17 protein-coding genes and 1 tRNA gene are annotated in these 19,313 nt (G+C 40.5%); 8 read left to right on the forward strand and 10 right to left on the reverse strand.

Translation table 11 applies throughout. The annotated features are described in order from the left end of the window. Window positions 1-55 precede the first annotated feature (55 nt). A complete protein-coding gene (locus tag VEA_RS22480; protein WP_006742009.1) occupies window positions 56-895 on the reverse strand; it encodes an arginase family protein in 840 nt (279 codons plus the stop codon). 6 nt (window positions 896-901) lie between these two features. Beyond that, window positions 902-1,636: an IclR family transcriptional regulator gene (locus VEA_RS22485; RefSeq protein ID WP_005391048.1), complete on the reverse strand. Its 735-nt coding sequence runs from the start codon at window positions 1,634-1,636 to the stop codon at window positions 902-904. 348 nt (window positions 1,637-1,984) lie between these two features. On the opposite strand from VEA_RS22485, the gene VEA_RS22490 reads away from it, so the two are divergent. Continuing rightward, entirely contained in the window at window positions 1,985-3,457 is a 1,473-nt protein-coding gene (locus tag VEA_RS22490) for an EAL domain-containing protein (protein WP_006742008.1), read from the forward strand. On the opposite strand, the gene modF is transcribed toward VEA_RS22490, so the two are convergent. After that, window positions 3,445-4,899: a molybdate ABC transporter ATP-binding protein ModF gene (modF, locus tag VEA_RS22495; RefSeq protein WP_006742007.1), complete on the reverse strand. Its 1,455-nt coding sequence runs from the start codon at window positions 4,897-4,899 to the stop codon at window positions 3,445-3,447. The two genes, VEA_RS22490 and modF, sit on opposite strands and share 13 nt — an antisense overlap. Window positions 4,900-5,183: 284 nt before the next feature. Between modF and VEA_RS22500 the strand changes: the two genes are divergently transcribed. The 5 genes from VEA_RS22500 to VEA_RS22520 all read left to right on the forward strand — a co-directional run bounded on the left by VEA_RS22500 (window position 5,184) and on the right by VEA_RS22520 (window position 11,611). Continuing rightward, window positions 5,184-6,734 carry a methyl-accepting chemotaxis protein gene (locus VEA_RS22500; protein WP_012842476.1) on the forward strand — a complete coding sequence of 517 codons (1,551 nt, stop codon included), beginning with the start codon at window positions 5,184-5,186 and terminating at the stop codon, window positions 6,732-6,734. 544 nt (window positions 6,735-7,278) lie between these two features. After that, entirely contained in the window at window positions 7,279-7,803 is a 525-nt protein-coding gene (locus VEA_RS22505) for a hypothetical protein (protein ID WP_006742005.1), read from the forward strand. Window positions 7,804-7,817: 14 nt separating this feature from the next. Further along, window positions 7,818-8,456, forward strand: coding sequence for a hypothetical protein (locus tag VEA_RS22510; protein ID WP_006742004.1), 639 nt, complete (start codon window positions 7,818-7,820; stop codon window positions 8,454-8,456). Between the two features lie 151 nt (window positions 8,457-8,607). Next, on the forward strand, window positions 8,608-10,512 hold the full coding sequence (locus VEA_RS22515; protein ID WP_006742003.1) for a nuclease-related domain-containing DEAD/DEAH box helicase: 1,905 nt from the start codon (window positions 8,608-8,610) through the stop codon (window positions 10,510-10,512). Between the two features lie 40 nt (window positions 10,513-10,552). Continuing rightward, complete coding sequence (locus VEA_RS22520) at window positions 10,553-11,611, forward strand: hypothetical protein (RefSeq protein WP_006742002.1); 1,059 nt, start codon at window positions 10,553-10,555, stop codon at window positions 11,609-11,611. 112 nt (window positions 11,612-11,723) lie between these two features. Here VEA_RS22520 and VEA_RS22525 read toward each other — a convergent pair whose 3' ends face one another. From VEA_RS22525 to VEA_RS22540, 4 genes are all read right to left on the reverse strand, one after another. Continuing rightward, the gene (locus tag VEA_RS22525; RefSeq protein ID WP_006742001.1) at window positions 11,724-11,978 is read right to left on the reverse strand and encodes a helix-turn-helix domain-containing protein; all 255 of its coding nucleotides are present in this window, start codon (window positions 11,976-11,978) and stop codon (window positions 11,724-11,726) included. Between the two features lie 91 nt (window positions 11,979-12,069). Next, window positions 12,070-12,684 (reverse strand): recombinase family protein, encoded by a 615-nt coding sequence (locus VEA_RS22530; protein WP_012842477.1) that lies wholly within the window; start codon window positions 12,682-12,684, stop codon window positions 12,070-12,072. A 56-nt stretch (window positions 12,685-12,740) separates the two neighbouring features. Beyond that, complete coding sequence (locus tag VEA_RS22535) at window positions 12,741-13,310, reverse strand: DUF6538 domain-containing protein (protein ID WP_006741999.1); 570 nt, start codon at window positions 13,308-13,310, stop codon at window positions 12,741-12,743. Window positions 13,311-13,399: 89 nt separating this feature from the next. After that, window positions 13,400-13,490: transfer RNA gene (locus VEA_RS22540), tRNA-Ser, on the reverse strand. A gap of 329 nt (window positions 13,491-13,819) precedes the next feature. On the opposite strand from VEA_RS22540, the gene VEA_RS22545 reads away from it, so the two are divergent. Next, the gene (locus tag VEA_RS22545; RefSeq protein WP_005391037.1) at window positions 13,820-14,500 is read left to right on the forward strand and encodes a MaoC family dehydratase; all 681 of its coding nucleotides are present in this window, start codon (window positions 13,820-13,822) and stop codon (window positions 14,498-14,500) included. 59 nt (window positions 14,501-14,559) lie between these two features. Here VEA_RS22545 and VEA_RS22550 read toward each other — a convergent pair whose 3' ends face one another. After that, a complete protein-coding gene (locus VEA_RS22550) occupies window positions 14,560-15,384 on the reverse strand; it encodes a phosphate ABC transporter substrate-binding protein (protein ID WP_005391035.1) in 825 nt (274 codons plus the stop codon). A 266-nt stretch (window positions 15,385-15,650) separates the two neighbouring features. Here VEA_RS22550 and VEA_RS22555 point away from each other — a divergent pair, with 266 nt between their 5' ends. Further along, complete coding sequence (locus VEA_RS22555; RefSeq protein ID WP_012842479.1) at window positions 15,651-16,004, forward strand: DUF3024 domain-containing protein; 354 nt, start codon at window positions 15,651-15,653, stop codon at window positions 16,002-16,004. A 40-nt stretch (window positions 16,005-16,044) separates the two neighbouring features. On the opposite strand, the gene VEA_RS22560 is transcribed toward VEA_RS22555, so the two are convergent. Both VEA_RS22560 and rnb read right to left on the reverse strand, forming a co-directional pair. After that, window positions 16,045-16,854, reverse strand: coding sequence for an AraC family transcriptional regulator (locus VEA_RS22560; RefSeq protein WP_012842480.1), 810 nt, complete (start codon window positions 16,852-16,854; stop codon window positions 16,045-16,047). A 72-nt stretch (window positions 16,855-16,926) separates the two neighbouring features. Next, entirely contained in the window at window positions 16,927-18,930 is a 2,004-nt protein-coding gene (gene rnb, locus VEA_RS22565) for an exoribonuclease II (RefSeq protein ID WP_012842481.1), read from the reverse strand. Window positions 18,931-19,313: the final 383 nt, after the last annotated feature.

Consider the following 19,313-nt stretch of genomic DNA (forward strand, 5'->3'; position numbering starts at 1 on the left):
CATGTTGGTTCAGAATCAGTAGCTTGAGCGTCCTGATTCTGAACAGAACTTAATCCTAGGCTGCGTGAACAATGAGTGGGGCCATTTGATATAACTCTTCTAGTATGGCTTTCGTTTGTCTCGAATAGACCAGACGATCGCGATCGCCAACGAGTTGAATGGCTCTGACTTTACCTGCAACCAGGCATTGCCTAATGGTGCGTAGAACCATTTGGATATCAATTTCTGAGGTACCATCAAGGCTGTTTTTGGTTTTTAGGGAGCCAAGGTCGATACTGAGGATTATTTGGTCGCAATGGTCGAGGTAATTGCCGATCAACTGCTTTACATTATTGCGATGACGAAAAGAAAACTCTTTATCGGTTACCCAGTCACAACCTTGATCCTCCGCGTATTCCCACGTTTCTTGCTTTGTATCTTGTTCGCTAACACCAGCAAAAAATAATCGCACGTTTTGATAGCGAGAAAGAGCAAAATGGAATGCGGAGCCTAAACGTGGTTCAAGTGTCGGCTTCAAGTTCATGTCATGTCCAATATTTACCACACCCACTTCGTCTCGATAGGACCCGACCACAGGTAACATGGACAAGATTGCCTCGGTACAGTTAGTTACTAAAACAGGAATTGAGTGGCGAGAAAGCGAAAGGCTTAACGCTTCCTGAAACTCGCCATTTTCCAGCTTGTCGTGGTTGAAGTGACCAAAGTTTTCAGCGGTTTCATGATCATGCTGTTGGTATAGCCAATCACTAGCATTTTCCAAACTTTGATCAGCTAATTCAAACGCGCCCTTAGACATGGGTGGCAAATACTCACACACTGTCATAAAAGAAAAAGGGTAATGCTGCGGCTGTTTCACGGTGTGGTGGAGTTTATAGCGTTTGAAAAAGCTTAACATGATGAATTACCTTTCTGGTGGTAGTGCCCTTGCCGCTTGCAACACATGCAAAATAATGCGCTGCTTATCCTTTTCGACTCGGTGGGCCGGAGCCATCACCGAGACCGCGCCGATCAGTTTGCTTCCTTTCATCACTGGTGCACTGATGCCAGAAACACCCGGGTCAATTTCTGAAGTACTGACGGCATATCCGTGTTTACGGATGGTTGTGAGCTCTTGTTCCCATTCGTCTCGTCGGTGATCTTGATTAAAGTATCTCAAGATTTTCTCGCATCGACTTTGAGGCATAAAAGCGAGCATCACTTTAGATGAGGCACCACGTAGCAGAGGTTGACTTTGACCCTGGACGAAGCTGCAACGCAGCGCCTGCATACTTTCTTTTTGTCTGACACAAAGCGCGCGATACCCTGCAGGTACCATATAAGCGGCCATTTCCCCTGTTTGTTGTACCAACCGAGCCAGTATGGTTTCGACCATATCTAAACCATGCTGTGCGGTCTCATAGCTATGCATGAGCAGCAATGCTGCCGGGCCAACGACAAATGTCTTGTCGTGTACGCTTTCTTCAATCAAGTTCCACTCTTTGAGCAGCTTCAAGTGTCGGTAGAGACTGCTCAAAGGAACGTTCAATTGCTCGCTTAGCGTTTTCGCAGAGACTGGGAATGGACTAACTGCAACTTGCATTAACAACTGCAGTGCTTTTTCGTTTACCTGGTTCGCATTAGCTTTGTTTGTCGTCATGAGAGTGTTGTAACGTGTTATATGAATTACGACAAATATAATTCTTAATCACTGAGAAAAGAAAAATAATTTTAATGGGTAATTCTCGTAGAGTGAGAATTTGACGACTGAGGGCTTACCTCGGTACCGATAGGCTCAAAAATGATGTCGTATTGACGTCTCAGGTTTGAGTCGTTTGATGCTAAATTGGAACAGGAGGGATTAAGGCATTGTTTAGTTTGCGGTATTACCAAGTGTTTCGCATACTGAGTTAATCTAAATAAATAATATTATAAACGAGAGTTGCTAGTGGGTATCAGAATCCAGATACCATCTCAGTAAATCGGTTTTATAAAAGGTTACTTTTATATGCTGAATAAGGCGCTTTTTAAAAAAGCCATCATTTTTTTGTTGCCCATTCCTTTGATTGTTGGCGAAGTCTTGTATTTAGCTCGTGAAAGCGTGCAAAACAACCTCAACCATCTATTAGAAAAAAACGTTCAAATCGCAGACGAAATTTTATTCCAAATAGAGACCGAAAACCGCACGGCTTTGTTGCATCCTAGACGATGTGAAGAGCTTCAGCAAAACTTGATGTTTGAACGAGATATCGAAGAAATGCTGATTGTAAAAAATGGGGTCATTACGTGTTCTTCTAAACTGGGCGTAATTTCTAAGCCGTTAGCCGAGCACATTATATTTCCCGAGGGACAAGCGTTAGCACTTGGAAACGTGGATAGCGTATATGACCAATTTTTGCTCGTCGTGACCGAAGGAGAGCACGGTTATCAAGCGGTGACGATTATTGATCATGACTACTTTAATGCGAAGATAGGATTTAATAACGATTTACGCTTAAAACGCTCTGCCTTATTTATTCATGACCAAGTTGCACCTGAAGAAGCGTTGAGAACGGGAAGTAATCCTATTGGCATCAAATCGTCGCAAATGTTTGAGTATGAAGCTTTGAGTGAAGCTAGCGATCTATTCGTCAAACAGAGAACACTTTCCTATTTTTTGTATTCAATTCCAATCATTTTTGTTATCTATCTTTGCTTATATGCGTTAAATAAATTTATCGATCCTCATCGAAGCTTGGTTCTGGATTTAAAGAAAGCCATAAAGAAAGGCGAGTTGACTCTGTATTACCAGCCCCAGATTAACGTCGATACTGGTCAACTATTTGGTTTTGAAGCCCTAGTGCGATGGGAACATCAGAATAAAGGGTTCATTTCTCCTGATGAGTTTGTGCCAGCGGCGGAGCAAAGTGGATTGGTCTTTCTGCTCACGGATTACGTTCTCGATAAAGCGGCAGAAGACTTTAGTAAATTAGACTTTAATCAGTCTGTTCACCTTGGTATTAATGTGCCGCCCGGTTACTTAGTTGGGCCAAACGCGATTAGAAAGATTCAACTCATTGATAGGAAGTTAAGTCAAAATAACGTCTCATTAGGCATAGAGATAACAGAACGTCAACTCATTGATGCTGAAGCCAGAAAGTGCATCGCAGCGCTGCGAGTACATGGAATTGATGTGTTGATCGACGATTTTGGTACCGGTCAAACCTCGCTGGCGTTTCTGCAGCACATGCGTATTGATTACCTAAAAATCGATAAATGTTTTGTCGAAACTATTGGTATACCTAGCCTTAGTGCTTCCGTTTTAAAAGCTATTGTTCACTTTGCGGAAGAGCTAAAAGTACAACTCATCGCTGAAGGTGTAGAAACAACGGCGCAAGCCGACCATTTGAAAAAGATGGGAGTGCGATATCATCAAGGATATTTTTACTCCAAGCCTTTACCTTATGATCAACTTGCTCAGCGAAGTCATTATGATTGGTAAACGTTAGCCCGATAACATTGGTTATTGTCATCAAAAACAAACTCTAACTCATTCTTGATGCTATCCAAGCGGTCTTCTTGGTAATGAGATACATACAATAGCTGGCTTAAATTTTCTCGGGCGATGAGCTCAAGTGTATTCTTAACTAAACGCCTACCAAGAAAATCTAACCCTTGATATGGCTCGTCCAAAATCAGTAATGTTGGTTGTTTAACGATGGCTCTTGCAATCAACAACAGGCGCTGCTGACCGTACTCTAATTGCTTGAATGAGGTTTTTCGGTATTGGCTCATATGTAGGATGTCGAGCCATTCGTTTGCGATGTCCACTTCTTTACGAGTGGGTTGGTTATACAACCCTATGGAGTCGTAAAAACCGGACAAAATCACGTCTAGCGCACTGTAGTTAACGCGGTATTGAAGGTGTAACGCTGAAGATACCATGCCTATGTGCTGCTTAATTTCCCAGATTGTCTCGCCAGACCCTCGCTTTTTACCAAAAATATCAATGTCATTGCTGTAGCACTGAGGATGATCACCAAAGATTAACCCAAGCAAGGTGCTCTTCCCACAGCCATTTGGGCCTTTGATCTGCCAATGCTGACCTTTGTCTATTCGCCAGTTTAAGTCAGTAAAGATCTTCTTATCAGTGTATTCAACAGACCCATTTGTTAGTTTAAATATTGGGTTGTCGAAGTGTGTCGAGTGCTGATGCTGACGTATCAAGTTCATCATTTCTTCACTCTGTTGCTCGGACTGAGATTTAATTTGTTCAATGACTGGATGATTATCCCAACTGGATTTATCCATCGTACTGTCCAGCTTTCCTGCACTGAAAAGCGCAACTCGATCAATCCACTCAGGTATATCAGACTCGCGAGAAAACGTGACCAGTAGCTGTACGGTTTGAGAAAGCGAGTGTAAATAGTGAGCGAGAGCTGCTCGATGGGCGATATCTAAACCAGTAAATGGGTTATCTAGCAGTAACAAATCAGGCTGTGTTGCTAAAGCGCGAGCTAGCATCACTCGTCTTGTTTCCCCTGTAGAGAGAACACGAAAGCCACTGTGTTTAAGGTGAGTTAGGTCGAGGTCGGTAATCAGTTGATCTATTAAATTAGCGTCTTGGCTGCGCTCCTGAATGAGTGAGTAAACGGTACTGCCTTGATCGATACGATCAAGAAAGTCTGTATCGTCCTTTTCTAATTCTCTTTCCAGTAATCGCTGTTGCTCTGATAACGACACTTGAGCAACGGACAGCCCATCAAGCTCAAGTTTCCCGCTTATTGGTAAAAGTTCACCACAAATAAGGTCTCCAAGTAGAGAACCAATATCCCCATCCGCGCTGAATATTCCCCAAGAGTGCTGAGTGTCTATTTTCCAATCGTCAATAAATAGGTGAGCCGTGTTTCCTTGAGCGGCAAGCTGACTAAAACGAATAGTCATATGTTTGTCTTCCTTGTTTTCGTTGTAATCGTTTATTTATAACAATTTACGAACTCAGTAAGGAAGCGCTTTTGTGTATTAATTTTAATCAATGCAGCATCTTGTGAGCACTCAAGGGTAGTGCTATTTGAGAGTGAAACCGCCACTATGTTTGCAGGTAATAAATTGACCTATCAGTAATTTCATTGAATTTTACAATGAGCTTATCATTATGCGCATAAATGTTATGCTGCTACACTCATACTTGCCGTTTATTTAATTAATCAATGTAAGGACACATGTTTATGAGTGAAACGGAATATGATTACCCTTCGAGTTACAGCCTAGTTTCTATCACCGATACGTCCAGCTATATCAAATATGCCAGTGAAAACTTTAATGAAGTCGCGGGGTTTGATGATGGTGAACTTATCGGTAAGCCTCACAATGTTGTACGCCACCCCGACATGCCGAAACAGGCTTTTAAAGATTTATGGACTCACCTGAAAACTGGAAAGCACTGGATGGGAATGGTGAAAAACCGACGTAAAAACGGAGGGTATTATTGGGTTGATGCGTTTGCTTCTCCTATCAAATCCAATGGTGAAGTTGTTGAGTACCAATCGGTTCGATTTAAACCTGAGCGTATACACGTTCAACGAGCGGAAAAAGCGTATTCAAAACTTCGGAATAACAGTAAACCATTGCAAATGTATCTTCCCCGTACGCGTTTGTGGATGAGAGCAGCCTTCTTTCTTTTCATTTCAAACCTTCTTGGCTTGCTAACTCTACAAATGAATCAATCACCAGCGGTGGCCTTTGGCATTGCTGCATTACTTTCCGTTTTCTCAATTTATGTATTAACAAGGCCAGTTGAGAAGCTCGCTAGACAGGCTAGGCAAGACTTCAATAATCCACTAATGGAGTATATTTATTGCGGAAAAATTAACGATCTGGCTGAAATTGAGCTGGGTATGAAGATGCGTAAGCAATTTGCAGATGCGCTATTAGGGCGAGTCGGGGTGTCTGTAAAAGACTCTTGCGAAGAAACGCGTGCAAGTGCCAACAGTGCTGCGACTAATAGCCAGCAAGTGACGGAAAACTTGAGTGCACAGAAAGTAGAGATCGACTCGGTCGCTACAGCGGTCAACGAGATGCAAGCCTCATCATCTGAGATATCAAATAATGCTCAAGCGACGGCCGATGCTACGCTGGAAGCGCAGAACACGATGACAGATAGCCGTAGCGTTATCGATAATGTTAACCACTCGGTACTAGAGCTGGTGGATGAGCTCGGCGAAATCTCTAAAGTGGTCATGCGTTTGAACCAACAAACCGAGCAAATAGGAACCGTTGTTGAAGTGATCAATGATATTGCTGAACAAACCAACTTATTAGCGTTGAATGCAGCAATTGAAGCGGCGAGGGCAGGCGAACAAGGGAGAGGGTTTGCAGTCGTTGCGGATGAAGTGAGAACCCTTGCTAAAAGAACACAGGAATCGACAACAGAAATTAAAGCGGCCATTGAAGGAATTCAAAAGGGCAGTAAATCAGCGGTTTCTGCGCTAGAGAAAGGCAATGAAATGTCGACCGGAACGGTAACATTATTAGGCACGGCTTTAGAGAGCATCCAACAGCTGCAATCTCTCGTTCAGGATGTAGTCGAGCGAAATCAACAAATTGCGGTAGCGATAGAAGAACAGGTTTACGTAACGGATGAGATTAACGAAAACATCCAGTCGCTTAACTTAAAGTACAGTGAATCGTATGATCTGATGACAGAAACGAATCAGATGAACTCTAAAGTGCAAAGTTGTACCAATGACCTATCTGAAATGATTAAGAAGTTTGCTTAAACACTAGAAAATAGAAATAAAGAGCCCGCTAATTTTTAGCGGGCTCTTTATTGGAATGTGGTGAAGTTCTGGGGCCGTATACGACTAGGGGTTCGAACCTCCGTCATTTTACAAGCGCTAAAACGACGAAAGCTCGCAATAAATGCGAGCTCTCTAAATAAGTGGCGGAGAGATAGGGATTTGAAAACTATCTACACTGAAACCTATAAAAATCAAAGTCTTTGACTAAATGGAGGTTTTTCCATCAAAATTAGAAAAGTCTAAGTTACAGTAATGTGTCATATTAGATGATACGCTACCAGATATCATTTACAAGCCTGATTGAAATGTTTGTGACATAGCAACTGCCTTTTGGCCATCGAAAGTGTCTCATTATCATAGAACTAACCAGTTATTTAAGGTTGACGCAAAAAACCATCAAACTTTATCTTTACGACAAATAACTCCTATCAATCAAAAGTGTATTTTTGATTTATATCAAAATTAGCGTTCATTTAATCCATAGAATGCACTGAATTTTTTACAACTAAACTATTTGGTGCATATGAAAGCTAAATTACTAGCGACACTTGGTCTAATCCTTTCTCTTTCTCTAACGGGATGTGCGAATATTCAGCATTATGAAAATATCAGCGTAAACCAGAACGTAAGTCTACAGACCTCTATCGGTGGTAGCGTGTTCCGCTTACAGAAGACTAAAGATCTCCCTAACGCTTTCGGAGGTGCTGATATCTATGGCGGCAAAGTTAATACAGGTTACTCTGATTTAAGATTCATGGGTATGTCTGACAATAATGAAGTGGTTTTTCGATTCACAGATGTTGTCGTTGAAAGCAATGAGACAACGATGTCTCGCTATGGCTCGGATCGTACTTACATGAGTGCTGATGCTTGGGGGAACGTATCAGCGACTACATACCGTAAGCAAGATGCTCAATCTACTCAATTACCACCAAATACAGTTGAGTTTAAAGTACCTATGACGACGAAGTCCTTCCCAATTGGTGGTTACAATATCGTGATTGAGCAAGCGACAAGTTACAGTCTGCAATACGTAGTAACTAAGTAAGGCTGATTGAATTAATGTTTAAGAAAATCATATTAGCGACTGCATTACTTGTTATTTCTGGCTGTGCAAATGTTGGACAGCCAGAAAAGATGCGTTCTAATGCGACTTTGGAGTGGGCAGACGGTCTCACTGAGCGTGCACTAGTCGCTGGCTCAAAGCGCTCTATTACTGTGCCATTTGGAGATCAAGTATTTGTTTTCCTCATCGATGAGCAAAGTATTGGTAAAGACTGCTTAGTTTACAGCTATAAACACGTTAGTGGTGGTGTAGCACAAGCAGATATCTGCTTTGGTAGTGAAATGACTCTATTTTTAAATGGTCAGGTGCTTAATAGTGGTAACATTTATCTAGACAACGGACAGACTTTTACTGAGGTTGCTCAGACTCGTGAATACGCTGCGAAATTAAAATTTCAAGAACAGTTAAAGCAAGAACAGGATGAGAAGCAAAAGGAACAAGCTGCGAAAGCTCTAGAGCAAGACTTAAAAGCTAAAGAGTTAGAGTTATTCATCATTGAGCAACAAAAAAAGCGTGTAATTGCTGAGACGAAGGCAATTGAAACTCATAGTGATAAAACTGACGAAAAAATTGATGCTACAAATGACCTAATCCGAAGTGTTGGAAAAGGTATTGAAAATCACGGTGTCAAATAGTTAATAAAAGTTAACGAGTAGAGCCTCATCAAAAGATGAGGCTCTACAATTTAAATAGAACCAATTTTTTAGATTAGAATTTTATATTCTATTTCAATAGCACTAATCTAATGCATGTCCCATCTAACCAAGCATTAATGCGGAAATCTGTATGGCTAAGATCTATCCTTCCTGGAGCAATATTGAAAGACTAACTGTTAAACCAACTGAAGGTGAACTGTATCTCCTGAAAAAAATAGATGAAAGTCTTGATGAATCATATGAGGTGTTTTTTAACCCATTTCTTGATGGAGACAGACCTGACATAGTTATCGTAAAAAGAGACTATGGGGCTATTATTATAGAGGTTAAAGATTGGTCAATTAATAACTATGTAGTAACAAAGGACAACAAGTGGTTAATCAAAGATAGCGTCATTCGCTCACCTCAAACACAAGTTTTCAGATACAAACAGAATATGTTTGAATTGCACCTCCCTATTTTAGGCTTAAAGGAGCTAGTAAATAGAAACTTTTATAATGTAATTAGTACGTATGTATATTTTAACTGCGCAAGCAAGTTAGAAATTAGAGAGCTATACCAAACTCCAGAAAATGAAGTAAGAATGGAGTTGAATTTACTAAATGCTTCTATAAAGAATCGAGAGATAGTTCATTTCGAGTATGATAAAAAACAAAAGTATTTGAGTAATAAGATAAAACAAATTTCTCGTGACGCTTACATCTCTTATGGTAAAGATAATATTAATGATCTTGTATCTAAAATAAAGAGAATGAGGAAGAATAATCTTTTTACGAATAACATATATCTTGACTTCATCCGTAGGTTATCTCCTCCTACTCACATTTTAGATCAAGGTTTACCTATAGTATTTGATAGAAAGCAAGAATCTCTAATTAATAGCGTATCTGAAAAACGTAAGGTAAAAGGGGTGGCTGGTTGTGGAAAAACTTCAATTCTCGCAAAACGAGCGATAAGTGCCTTTGAACGGCATGGTAGTGAAGTTTTAATTCTCACATACAACATTACTTTAAGGCATTACATTCGCGATAAGATTTCGCAGATTCAATGCAAAGGAGCAGGTAATCAGTTTGAAATCATGCATTATCATGGTTTTATCAATAATAAACTAAATGAGTATGGTTTAGATGTAGCTCCGTTGTTAGAAAAATACCAAGGCACAGATAAAGAGAAGCTTGAAAAACTGTATAAGGATCGAAACTTATTTGAGTCTTTACCTATAAATGAAAAATATAAGACAATATTTATTGATGAGGTTCAAGATTATGAACCAGATTGGATAAAGATTATTCGAGATTGCTTCCTTGAACCTAATGGTGAAATGATTTTATTTGGTGATCAATCTCAAAATATTTATGAGCGTGATGATAATAAAAGAGAGTCAGCGTTAGTACAAGGCTTCGGACGTTGGTTTAAGTTGAGTAAATCTTATCGATCAGAAATCGATACGCCTTTGATTCAGCTTTTCAAAGGCTTCCAGGAAGAGTTTCTGGTAAGTAAATATAGTGATGTATTTGAATCGAATTATACCCAAGGAAGTATGAACTTTGACTTACTAGCATATGAATCTTATGGTTCGATTATTAATACAGAGAAGGTTATTGACTTGATCAACTCTTATGTAAAAGAGAAGAGTATAAATCCAAATGATATAGCAATAATATGTTCTAAGGTTGAACCTCTTATTGCCATCGAAAAGAAAATACGAAGTATTGAAAAAACTAAAATTATGTTTGAGGATGCAGATGATTTAAGGCAGATTGAACATATTACAGGAAAGGAACGTGTCAATAGAATAGAAAAAATCAGAAGAAGGAAGAAATGCTTTTTCATGCAGAACTCTGGCGTTATAAAAATGTCTACTACCCATAGTTTCAAGGGGTTGGAGTCTGATACAGTGTTTTGCATTTTGTTAAATGATGATCACGAAGAAATGGTATATACAGGTATAACTAGAGCAAGGAAAAATTTGGTTACTTTTGATTGCTATGATAGTAAATATAAAGGATTTTTCAGTAGAAATATAAAACCGTGATGACCAATGTTACTAATTACTATTAATTTTTATTATAAACATGAAAAGAAAAAGTATAAATCAATTTAAGAAATATTTTATTATATTTCCTTTCCCTGGAATGGGAAAAATTGATTTCGCTGATTTTAAGTTTGACATTTGCTATACTGCCATAGGAAAACTTAAAGCTATAATTGTAAATCTTCCAATAATCATTATAAATTATTGGCACGTTACCTTATTAGGTAGGGAATACCTTAAACCAATAAAGGAGTTGGATCTTTCAATTAGTTCAGTTCGAGATTCAATAAGTGAAGCAATAATAAAATCAAACTATATTCGTAACAATAATAAATTTGTTTGGTTAATATTCTTAACCTTCGCATCACTTATGATGCTGTTAGCAATTCCGATTTTATTTGCTCACTTTATTTTCTCAGTTATCAAATTGTTCACTGCAATCATTAAACAGTTGACAAAGGGTATTTTCGTTGAAGAAAATGTGCTTGGTCATGTATCTCCTATCAAGGGAAATCTAATTTTTATAAATAATAAAGGCAGCAGGCGTGAAGAAAGAACAATTTCTCACGAACATATGCACTTAGTCCAATATTCAAGGGGCGATTTGGCTGAAGTTATATATGAAAATAAAACTAATCTTGAGAGATTATTATTGTCGAATAATCCTTCTTCTCATGAATTATATCTCTTCTCGAAGTTAGAATTAGAAGTTAGGCTTCATGAATTTATTAGATTTAATTACCATAATAATGGTAAAGTGCCTATGTCTCGTGATGAATTCTATAATGAGGTTCGTTTTTTCATGAATAATGAACACGACGAAGATGTACTAGGAAGTGATATTATAAAAATGTCTAATGTAATTAGTATTTCTGCATACGAGTTTTGTCGTAATAAAAATGGTCACATAGAATTAGATGAGCGGAAATTTAAAGAGTTTCTTGACATTGAGAATAAACTGTTAGATAAGTTTGTGCTTGAGATACTTTTTGTAAGTTATATAAAGCTAATTCGGTATTATGGTTATGGTGATTTATCCAAAAAACTTGGTAGCGAGGTGATGTTTCCAAACTTATATAACTTTACTTACGGCTCCTAACTTTGAACTGCATTAAGTAATTTATTAGTAAGATTGTTATAGATTACTTACTCTTAGCTATTGTCACCAGGTTAAATAGCAAATTTTTACTGATATTGGTACCACTTATTCACTATTTCAACTTAGAAATTTCGTGCTTGTAGTTCTCTCCCTTAGCCAGCATCGGCAACAGGTGAAGCTCTAATTGATAGACTCTAGCCAGGCATAACAAGGTTTCGATGGTGCAAGATGCTGGTTCATTTTCGATTTTAGATATCGTTGCTTGCCGTAGCCCGCTTAACTCTGAAGCCTGCTTTTGTGTCAATCCACTGTTTTGCCTTGCTTCTCGCATCCAGTTTGCCAACGCTAATGGATCACTCACGTACATCTTCTATCTTCCTTTTACCCAGTAATTCAAATCCTCATATACTCTATGGCGTATATTTTCTATTTATACGCTAAAGAGTATATTTGAGCCGTCAGCCTCGGGCGGATAGGTACTTGTAATAAGTTGCTCTACCTACACCCTGTGCTTTACATGCAGCACTGACGGTTTCACCGTCAGAAACTAGCAAATTAACAGTTCGGCACTTTTGTGCTGTCTCTGCGTTCACAGGTCGTCCTTTGTAGCGTCCTTCTACCTTTGCTTTTGCGATACCTTGCTGAGCACGTTTCTGGCGCGTTTCGTAATCATCACGAGCCATCGCTGCGCCCAGATCCAACATGAAGTTTGTTAACGCCTGCTGAATTGCCGAGACTGACACATCTGCATCAGATAAAGACTGGTGGGTCATAGGTTGATCTACAACTACGATTGATATCCCTTTAGCTTTGATTCGCGCTTTGAGGGTTTCCCAGATTTGGAACGGCAAGCGCGTCAATCTATCCATTTTTTCAATCAATAGGACATCGCCATCTTCAGAGTCTTCAATGAGCCGATCTAGCTCAGGACGCTCGGCTGCTGTACCTGATATATTCTCCTGATAGAAAGATGCAATCTGTAGATTATTGGATTTAACGAATTCTCGTAATTCCTGCTTAGCACGAGAAGAGTCTTGCTCATCAGTTGAGGCTCTTAAATAAGCTCTTATCATTTTCTATGTCCCTAGAATGGCATTTTGTCTGCGTTAAACTGTCTACAAAATAGTGTCTATTTTAAACTGTTTTTTAAATGAAGATTTGTGAGGAGTGACCTGTCTCTTTTGGGTATGGCTGTTTTAGGCGTTACTGGAAGTTTCCGCTTCTTCACAAAGAAGATGAAGTCTGTACAACGTTGCTTAAGCTGAACAGAAGATAGATGAGTAATGTTTTCAAGGCTTTTAGAGCGAATAAAATCATCTAATTCCGTTGCGAAGAACTTCGAGTCCTTAGATTGTTGTTCAGGTAAGGCTTCCACAGGAGTTGGTGGCGGAGTTTCGACGGTAACTGGCGCATGATGAGGCTCCATCTTCGAACTCGTCTTAAACTCCTCGCGTACACGCTTTATCAACACCAGGAGAATGGCTTTGAACGTTTTGTATGGCATGCACTGATTGAATGCTCTGTCAAAGAGAGAGCAGATAGCACTAGCTAACCGAGTATTGCGTTTAATCGCTTCACGACGCGTTTTAGTAAGCAGAGAGAAGCGAACTTCCTTCGGATAGTCATGGGAGTTTTGTAGAAAAGCAGGGGTGGCAATACGTGTGTAGTACACGCCAGAAGCCAGTTTTATCAAATACATATGTATCACCTATCTGTGTTAGGTGACTTTTCTATGCTTCAGATACGAAAAAAGCCTTTGATAATCAAAGGCTTTTTTCTAAGAATAAGTGGCGGAGAGATAGGGATTTGAACCCTAGATACGCTATTAACGTATGCCGGTTTTCAAGACCGGTGCTTTCAACCACTCAGCCATCTCTCCGTTGCGGAACGTATAATAGGGAGCATAGTCCGACTTGTAAAGTGCTGAATTATAATAGAAGTACTGTTTGCTCGTTTTATAGTCTCTGATGTGATGTTAAACAGTTTGAAAATGGGGTAAAAAAGAGACAAATAGTAGCGATTTATAGAGTTTTTACTTTATATTGGCGCAAGTCAATAAAATGGTGTTTTATTGCTATCTTTATGATATTTAATAAATAACTTGCTTTTAGGGTACAGGTGTTCGCCCGAAAGTATTTGCAAGACTTTGTGAACTAATTCAAAATTAACTGGTATAGCCAGTTGTGCTTAAATTTTTTAAGGGTGTTTATGAAGGTCACAAATCTATTTAAAGACAAAGTTGATGCGATTTCTGCTCATCAATCCGAGTTTATGAATTGGATGTCTCCAACGTTACGCGATTATTGGAGTGACTTTTTGGGAAAAGCTCAGAATAGCTTTCTTTTCTCAAAAGTTCGTGATCACCAACAGCCAGCTGTTAACGAAGAGGTTGCGCCTCAACCTGCACCAATCGTAATGGCACCTGAGGCTCAAAAGCTGTATGACGAGTTAAGTGAAAAAATTGGTGAAGTGATTCACACTGGTGACTGGGTGCATGTATCTCAAGAACGTATCAATCAATTTGGTGCGGTAACGGAAGACATGCAGTGGATTCACACAGATCCAGAACGTGCGTCAGTTGAATCTCCATTTAAGACAACCATCGCTCATGGCTTTTTAACATTAGCATTGTTGCCTAAATTGACTGACTCAGTGGACCCTGATAAGCCAATGTTCCCAACAGCCAAAATGGTCGTTAACTTAGGCTTAAACCAAGTTCGTTTCCCTTACCCTGTTAAAGCAGGAAACAACGTTCGTGCTGTCAGCACCTTAACAAAAGTAACGCCGATCAAAAAAGGTTTGGAGATCGAGCGTGAAATTAAAGTGGAAATCGAAGGTATTCGTCGACCTGGTGCTGTTGTCGTTTCTGTTATTCAACTGCATTTCTAATTCCAGAGCCAGATAGAAAACATATAAAAAGAGAGCATCAATATGCTCTCTTTTTGGTTTTATTGATTAAAGCTTTTTACTGGAGTGTAACCGTAATCAGCAATCGCTTTTTGTCCTTGTTCTGAACGAAGGAAGGTGACGAATCCTTTACCTGGTTCGCTAATCTTATTGACTTTGTAGAGTACTAGGAATGGCCGCGCCAATTTATATTTGTGATTGCTAATGTTTGCCGAAGTTGGGTCAATACCATCTAATTGAATCGCTTTTATTGAGCGATCTACTGATCCCACAGAAATAAACCCAATTGCACGAGTATTATGGTTCACGATGGTTTTTACCATGCTGTTGCTATTTACAACCAAGTTGTTCGGGCTGATATCTGAGACGAGGCGATCATTTACGATTTTGGTTAGTCCTAGCAGACTTTCAAAACTGTAGCGTGAGCCTGAAGACGCCTCTCTAGTGACAACAGCGATAGGTTGATCTGCACCACCAACCTCTTTCCAATTCTTGATTTTACCTTTGTAGATATCAAACAGTTGTTGTTGAGAAAGGTTTTTTACAGAGTTTGTACGGTTTACAACAACAGCTAGGCCATCATAAGCGATAGGATATACGTTGAGATCTTCACCTTTTTCGCTTTCTGTCAGATAGCGAGAGCTCATCCCAATCTCGGCTACGCCTTTATTAACCATTGTAATACCCGCACTAGAACCAATACCTTGAACTGCAATGTAATCGTCCGGGTGTGTTTTGTTGTATTCCTCTGCAAGTACATCCATTACGCGAGCAACCGAGGTTGACCCAGAGATATTAATTTCTTTTGCAATGGCGGGGAGGGAGACTGCTATGGCCAATAACGTCGCCACAGTAAAACGTAACATATTAAACTCCATATACGGTATAAAGCAGCGTTTATGATATTGCGTTCAGGTTACACTTTTGTGAACTGTCAGGTCTAAACAAGGGAATTCTTTCTAACCAAGAGGTGATGTAGGTAGCGTTTCCAAGTAAAGTGAGATGATAATCTGAGGAAATGAGAATATAGCCACCCTTTGTTTGAGGTAGGCAGATAATCAGCATCGGTGGTGGTGTAAAGGTTATATACTAGGATCGACAGCTCTAACTATCATCCATCGGGAGAACGTTGATGTCAGTGTCCCAAATGGCGACAAGTCGTTTATACAAATCAGTTCAATCGCTCTGCTCTGCGCGTAATGCTAACCTGCCTGTCGAGCAGGGTAAGTGCCTATATGAGCCAGTGGAGAATGGTGTCGAGCTTCATAGAGCGCATTTTCTTCTTGATTCACAGCACAGCGAATATACCTCTCCCGTCGCGAAGATCGTGTTTGATGAGGGCAATCAGCTTTGGTATTTCTACGTCCCAACGTATCGCAACGAATTATTAAGGTGGATACCTTATAAGCCACTTCCATACAGCCAAACGCTTGAAGAACTACTCACCGAATTGGAAAGCGATCCTCAAGCGTGTTTTTGGGAATAGGGAACGCTCCAATTCTAACAGCTGCCAATGTCGCCATAATTTATGCTTTGGATTTAACGACTTGGTTTCTAAAGTCTTTCGGCGTCATGTTGTAAACCGATTTAAATGCGGTACTGAAATGCGCTGCACTTTTAAATCCGGATTCAAACGCTATTTCTGTTATAGATTTTTCTGACATGCGCAGCTGGGTTGCGGCGAAGTTGATCCGCTTCACTTTTAATATCTGTGAAAATGAAAGATCCTCTGCGGCGAGGCGGCGTTTTAAGGTCGCGATAGACATGCTCATATGAGCCGCTAAGCCTTCCAGAGTGATATCTTTCTCGATATTGTTCTCAATATACTTGATGGCCTTTTGAGAGTCGCTTAGGCTGCTTGCATCATCTATGATTGATAGGATGTTTGGCTCTACCTCCACCATTAACGACAGCAGTGCCATTGCGATATGACCTTGTGTGTAGTCTGGAGCATTGCGACTCGCTAAGTTGACCAATGTGTCTTTTAGTTGTGCTACTTCGCTGCTGGCTTGCGCTGAAAAAGGATAGAAGCGCCTTTCTTCCGTCTTGGAGCGTAGCATTGGGTGTGCTTTTTTAAAGTCACAGAATAGATTTGGGTTGAAGACTAGGGCCAGTGCTTTAAAGCCTTTTTCACTAGGGATAGCTTCTGCGCTGCTCAAATCAGCGGAGTTGTAGAGAGTAAAATCTCCTGCTTTAAGTTCAAACTGTTCACCATTTGGTTGATGAACTAATAGGGCACCTTCTTCCACAACATATAAGCCATTATGTGTTGCGGTGTAACGCTCACTTTTGCGCGCAGTGAAGTGATTAAAGCGAATGATCTCAATGTTCGGCATATTCGTTCTTATCATTTTTACATAACAAATAAAAAAGGCGCTCAATAGAGCGCCTTTTAACTTCATTCGGTATTATTCACTTACAGTTTGTTCTGCTTGTGCTGCTGGTTGTTCAGCAAATACCTGGGTTGGCTTTGCAACTAAACTGCGGTTCTCTTGGTTTACGTCCGCAAGGACAATTTCCAATGTATCACCAAGTTTGTATACGACCTCTTTATCGATAGAGATGGTACCGTTGTCGCCATTGCACTCAATTCTTTCTTTATTATCAAGAATTAGTGCACCAGGAATAAAGGCTGCTGCGCCATTTTCGAGAAGTCGGACACGTGCACCAGCACGATTAATATCGAAAATCTCACCTGTGAAACAAGTTTTCTTGTTCGGCTCATCAGCAAGCGTACGTGCATATAACCAATCTGAGACATTTCGCTCAGCAATTTTATGATGTTTACGGTGCAGAGCTAGTTCTTCACCGACTTGATCATCAGGTTTTTGCACTGGCTCTTTGCCTAGGATGACGGCCTTCAACATGCGATGGTTGATCATATCGCCGTACTTACGAATTGGTGATGTCCAAGTCGCATAGATATCCAGCCCCATAGCGTAATGAGGAAGAGGCTGATTACCTACCTCACTGTAGGCTTGGAACTTACGAATACGATTATCTAGGTAAGAGGTTTCTTGCGCAGCCAACCAGCGACGCAATGCAGCAAAGCCTTCTAGAGTAGTAATTGACTCCGCTGTGAATTCCAGTGCACCTTCTGGATTGACAAGTTGAACCACTTCTTCAATCTTCTCAGTCTTAATGCCAGCGTGAGTATTGAAAACACCTGTTTCAAATTTATCGCGCAGTGTACGACCTGCACAGATGTTTGCGGTAATCATTGACTCTTCAACCAAGCGATTTGCACTGCGGCGCATATCTGCATGAATAGCAACCACATCGTTGTCTTCACTCAGCTCAAAACGGTAGTCAGGGCGGTCTGGGAAGACCACTGCGTTTTTCTCACGCCATTCTGCGCGAGCAAGGGAAAAGTCGTAAAGGTCACGAACGATCGTCGCGATCTCTTCAGATGGTTGCCATGCTTCTGAGCTGCCGTTTTCTAGCCAATCAGACACGTGATCGTATGCTAGGCGTGCGTGTGATTTGATGTTTGCTGCAAAGAACTTGATATCGTCGCCAATTACGCCGTCTTTATTTACGGTTACGGTACAGCAAATAGCAGGGCGGATTTCGCCTTCAATCAGAGAGCATAGGTTGTCTGCTAGATCGCGAGGCAGCATTGGAATATTGCGGCCCGGAAGATAAATAGTATAGCCACGCTCACGTGCTACTTTATCCATTTCATCTTCTGGTGTGATGTAGGCGGTTGGATCTGCGATAGCGATAGTCAGTTCGAAATCGCCAGATTCGGTTTTCTTCGCGTACAGCGCATCGTCCATATCTTTGGTTGATTCACCATCGATAGTCACGAAAGGAACGTGTGTCATGTCTACGCGTTCTAGATCGGCGTCGTCTTTTAGTTCCCAGTTCTCGATGCCTGCTGGCTCAGAGTTTGGTAGATCGTTTTGAGCAAGCGTTACCCACCAAGGTGCAATTTTGTCGTTCGCGTCTGTGATTTTTTCAGAAATTTCCACGAAGAAAGAGTTATCGCCTTTTAGAGGGTGGCGAATAAGATGTGCGACAACCCAATCTCCCTCAGCGAACTCGTCAGGTTTTAGACCTTTCTTTAGTTTCGCTTTAAGAGAAAGCTTTTTAAGCTGTGGGTGATCAGGTGCTACGTTTAGCTTGCCTTTGAACATTTTGACTCGACCAATAAAGCGAGTCACGGCTTGTTCTAACAGCTCTTGTGGCTCTGCAACTTCGCGTTCATTTTCTGTGCGGATAATGGCGACGACTTTGTCACCGTGCATGCACTTTTTCATGTACGCAGGTGGGATGAAGAAGCTAGTCTTGCTGTCCACTTCCAAAAAGCCAAAGCCTTTATCTGTGGCTTTTATTGAGCCTTCTTTTTTCGGCAGGTTTTCTTGGATTTGCTGCTTAAGCTGAGCGAGTAGTGGGTTATCTTGAAACATCTTTTCTTAAATTACCTATGGAGTTGGGCACACTATAATCATTGCGAGCTATTATTACTACCTGTGGAGCGCAATTTCGCCGTGAATTTTGCTGATCGAATTGCAGGAAATCGGCTTAAATATTGATGAAAAACTCATCTGCGAGCTGCGCAAATCTACGGGGAATGGTGGGGCTGGTGGAAAAATATGCTAAAAATGCCATTATTGAGAATAAATTGTGATGTAATTCAATTTTTTCTGGCTTTTTTTATGCTTTTAAGGAATAATCCGCGTCCCTTAGTCGTCCCTAATGGCTTATCGCGGTTGTGTACTGTGCTGTGTTCCTGTCTGAATGGAATCAGTAACTGGATGAATCAGTATCGAATTGGAAGAGCATATGGGAC

Origin of the sequence: Vibrio antiquarius (assembly GCF_000024825.1) — a bacterium.
Lineage (GTDB): Bacteria > Pseudomonadota > Gammaproteobacteria > Enterobacterales > Vibrionaceae > Vibrio > Vibrio diabolicus.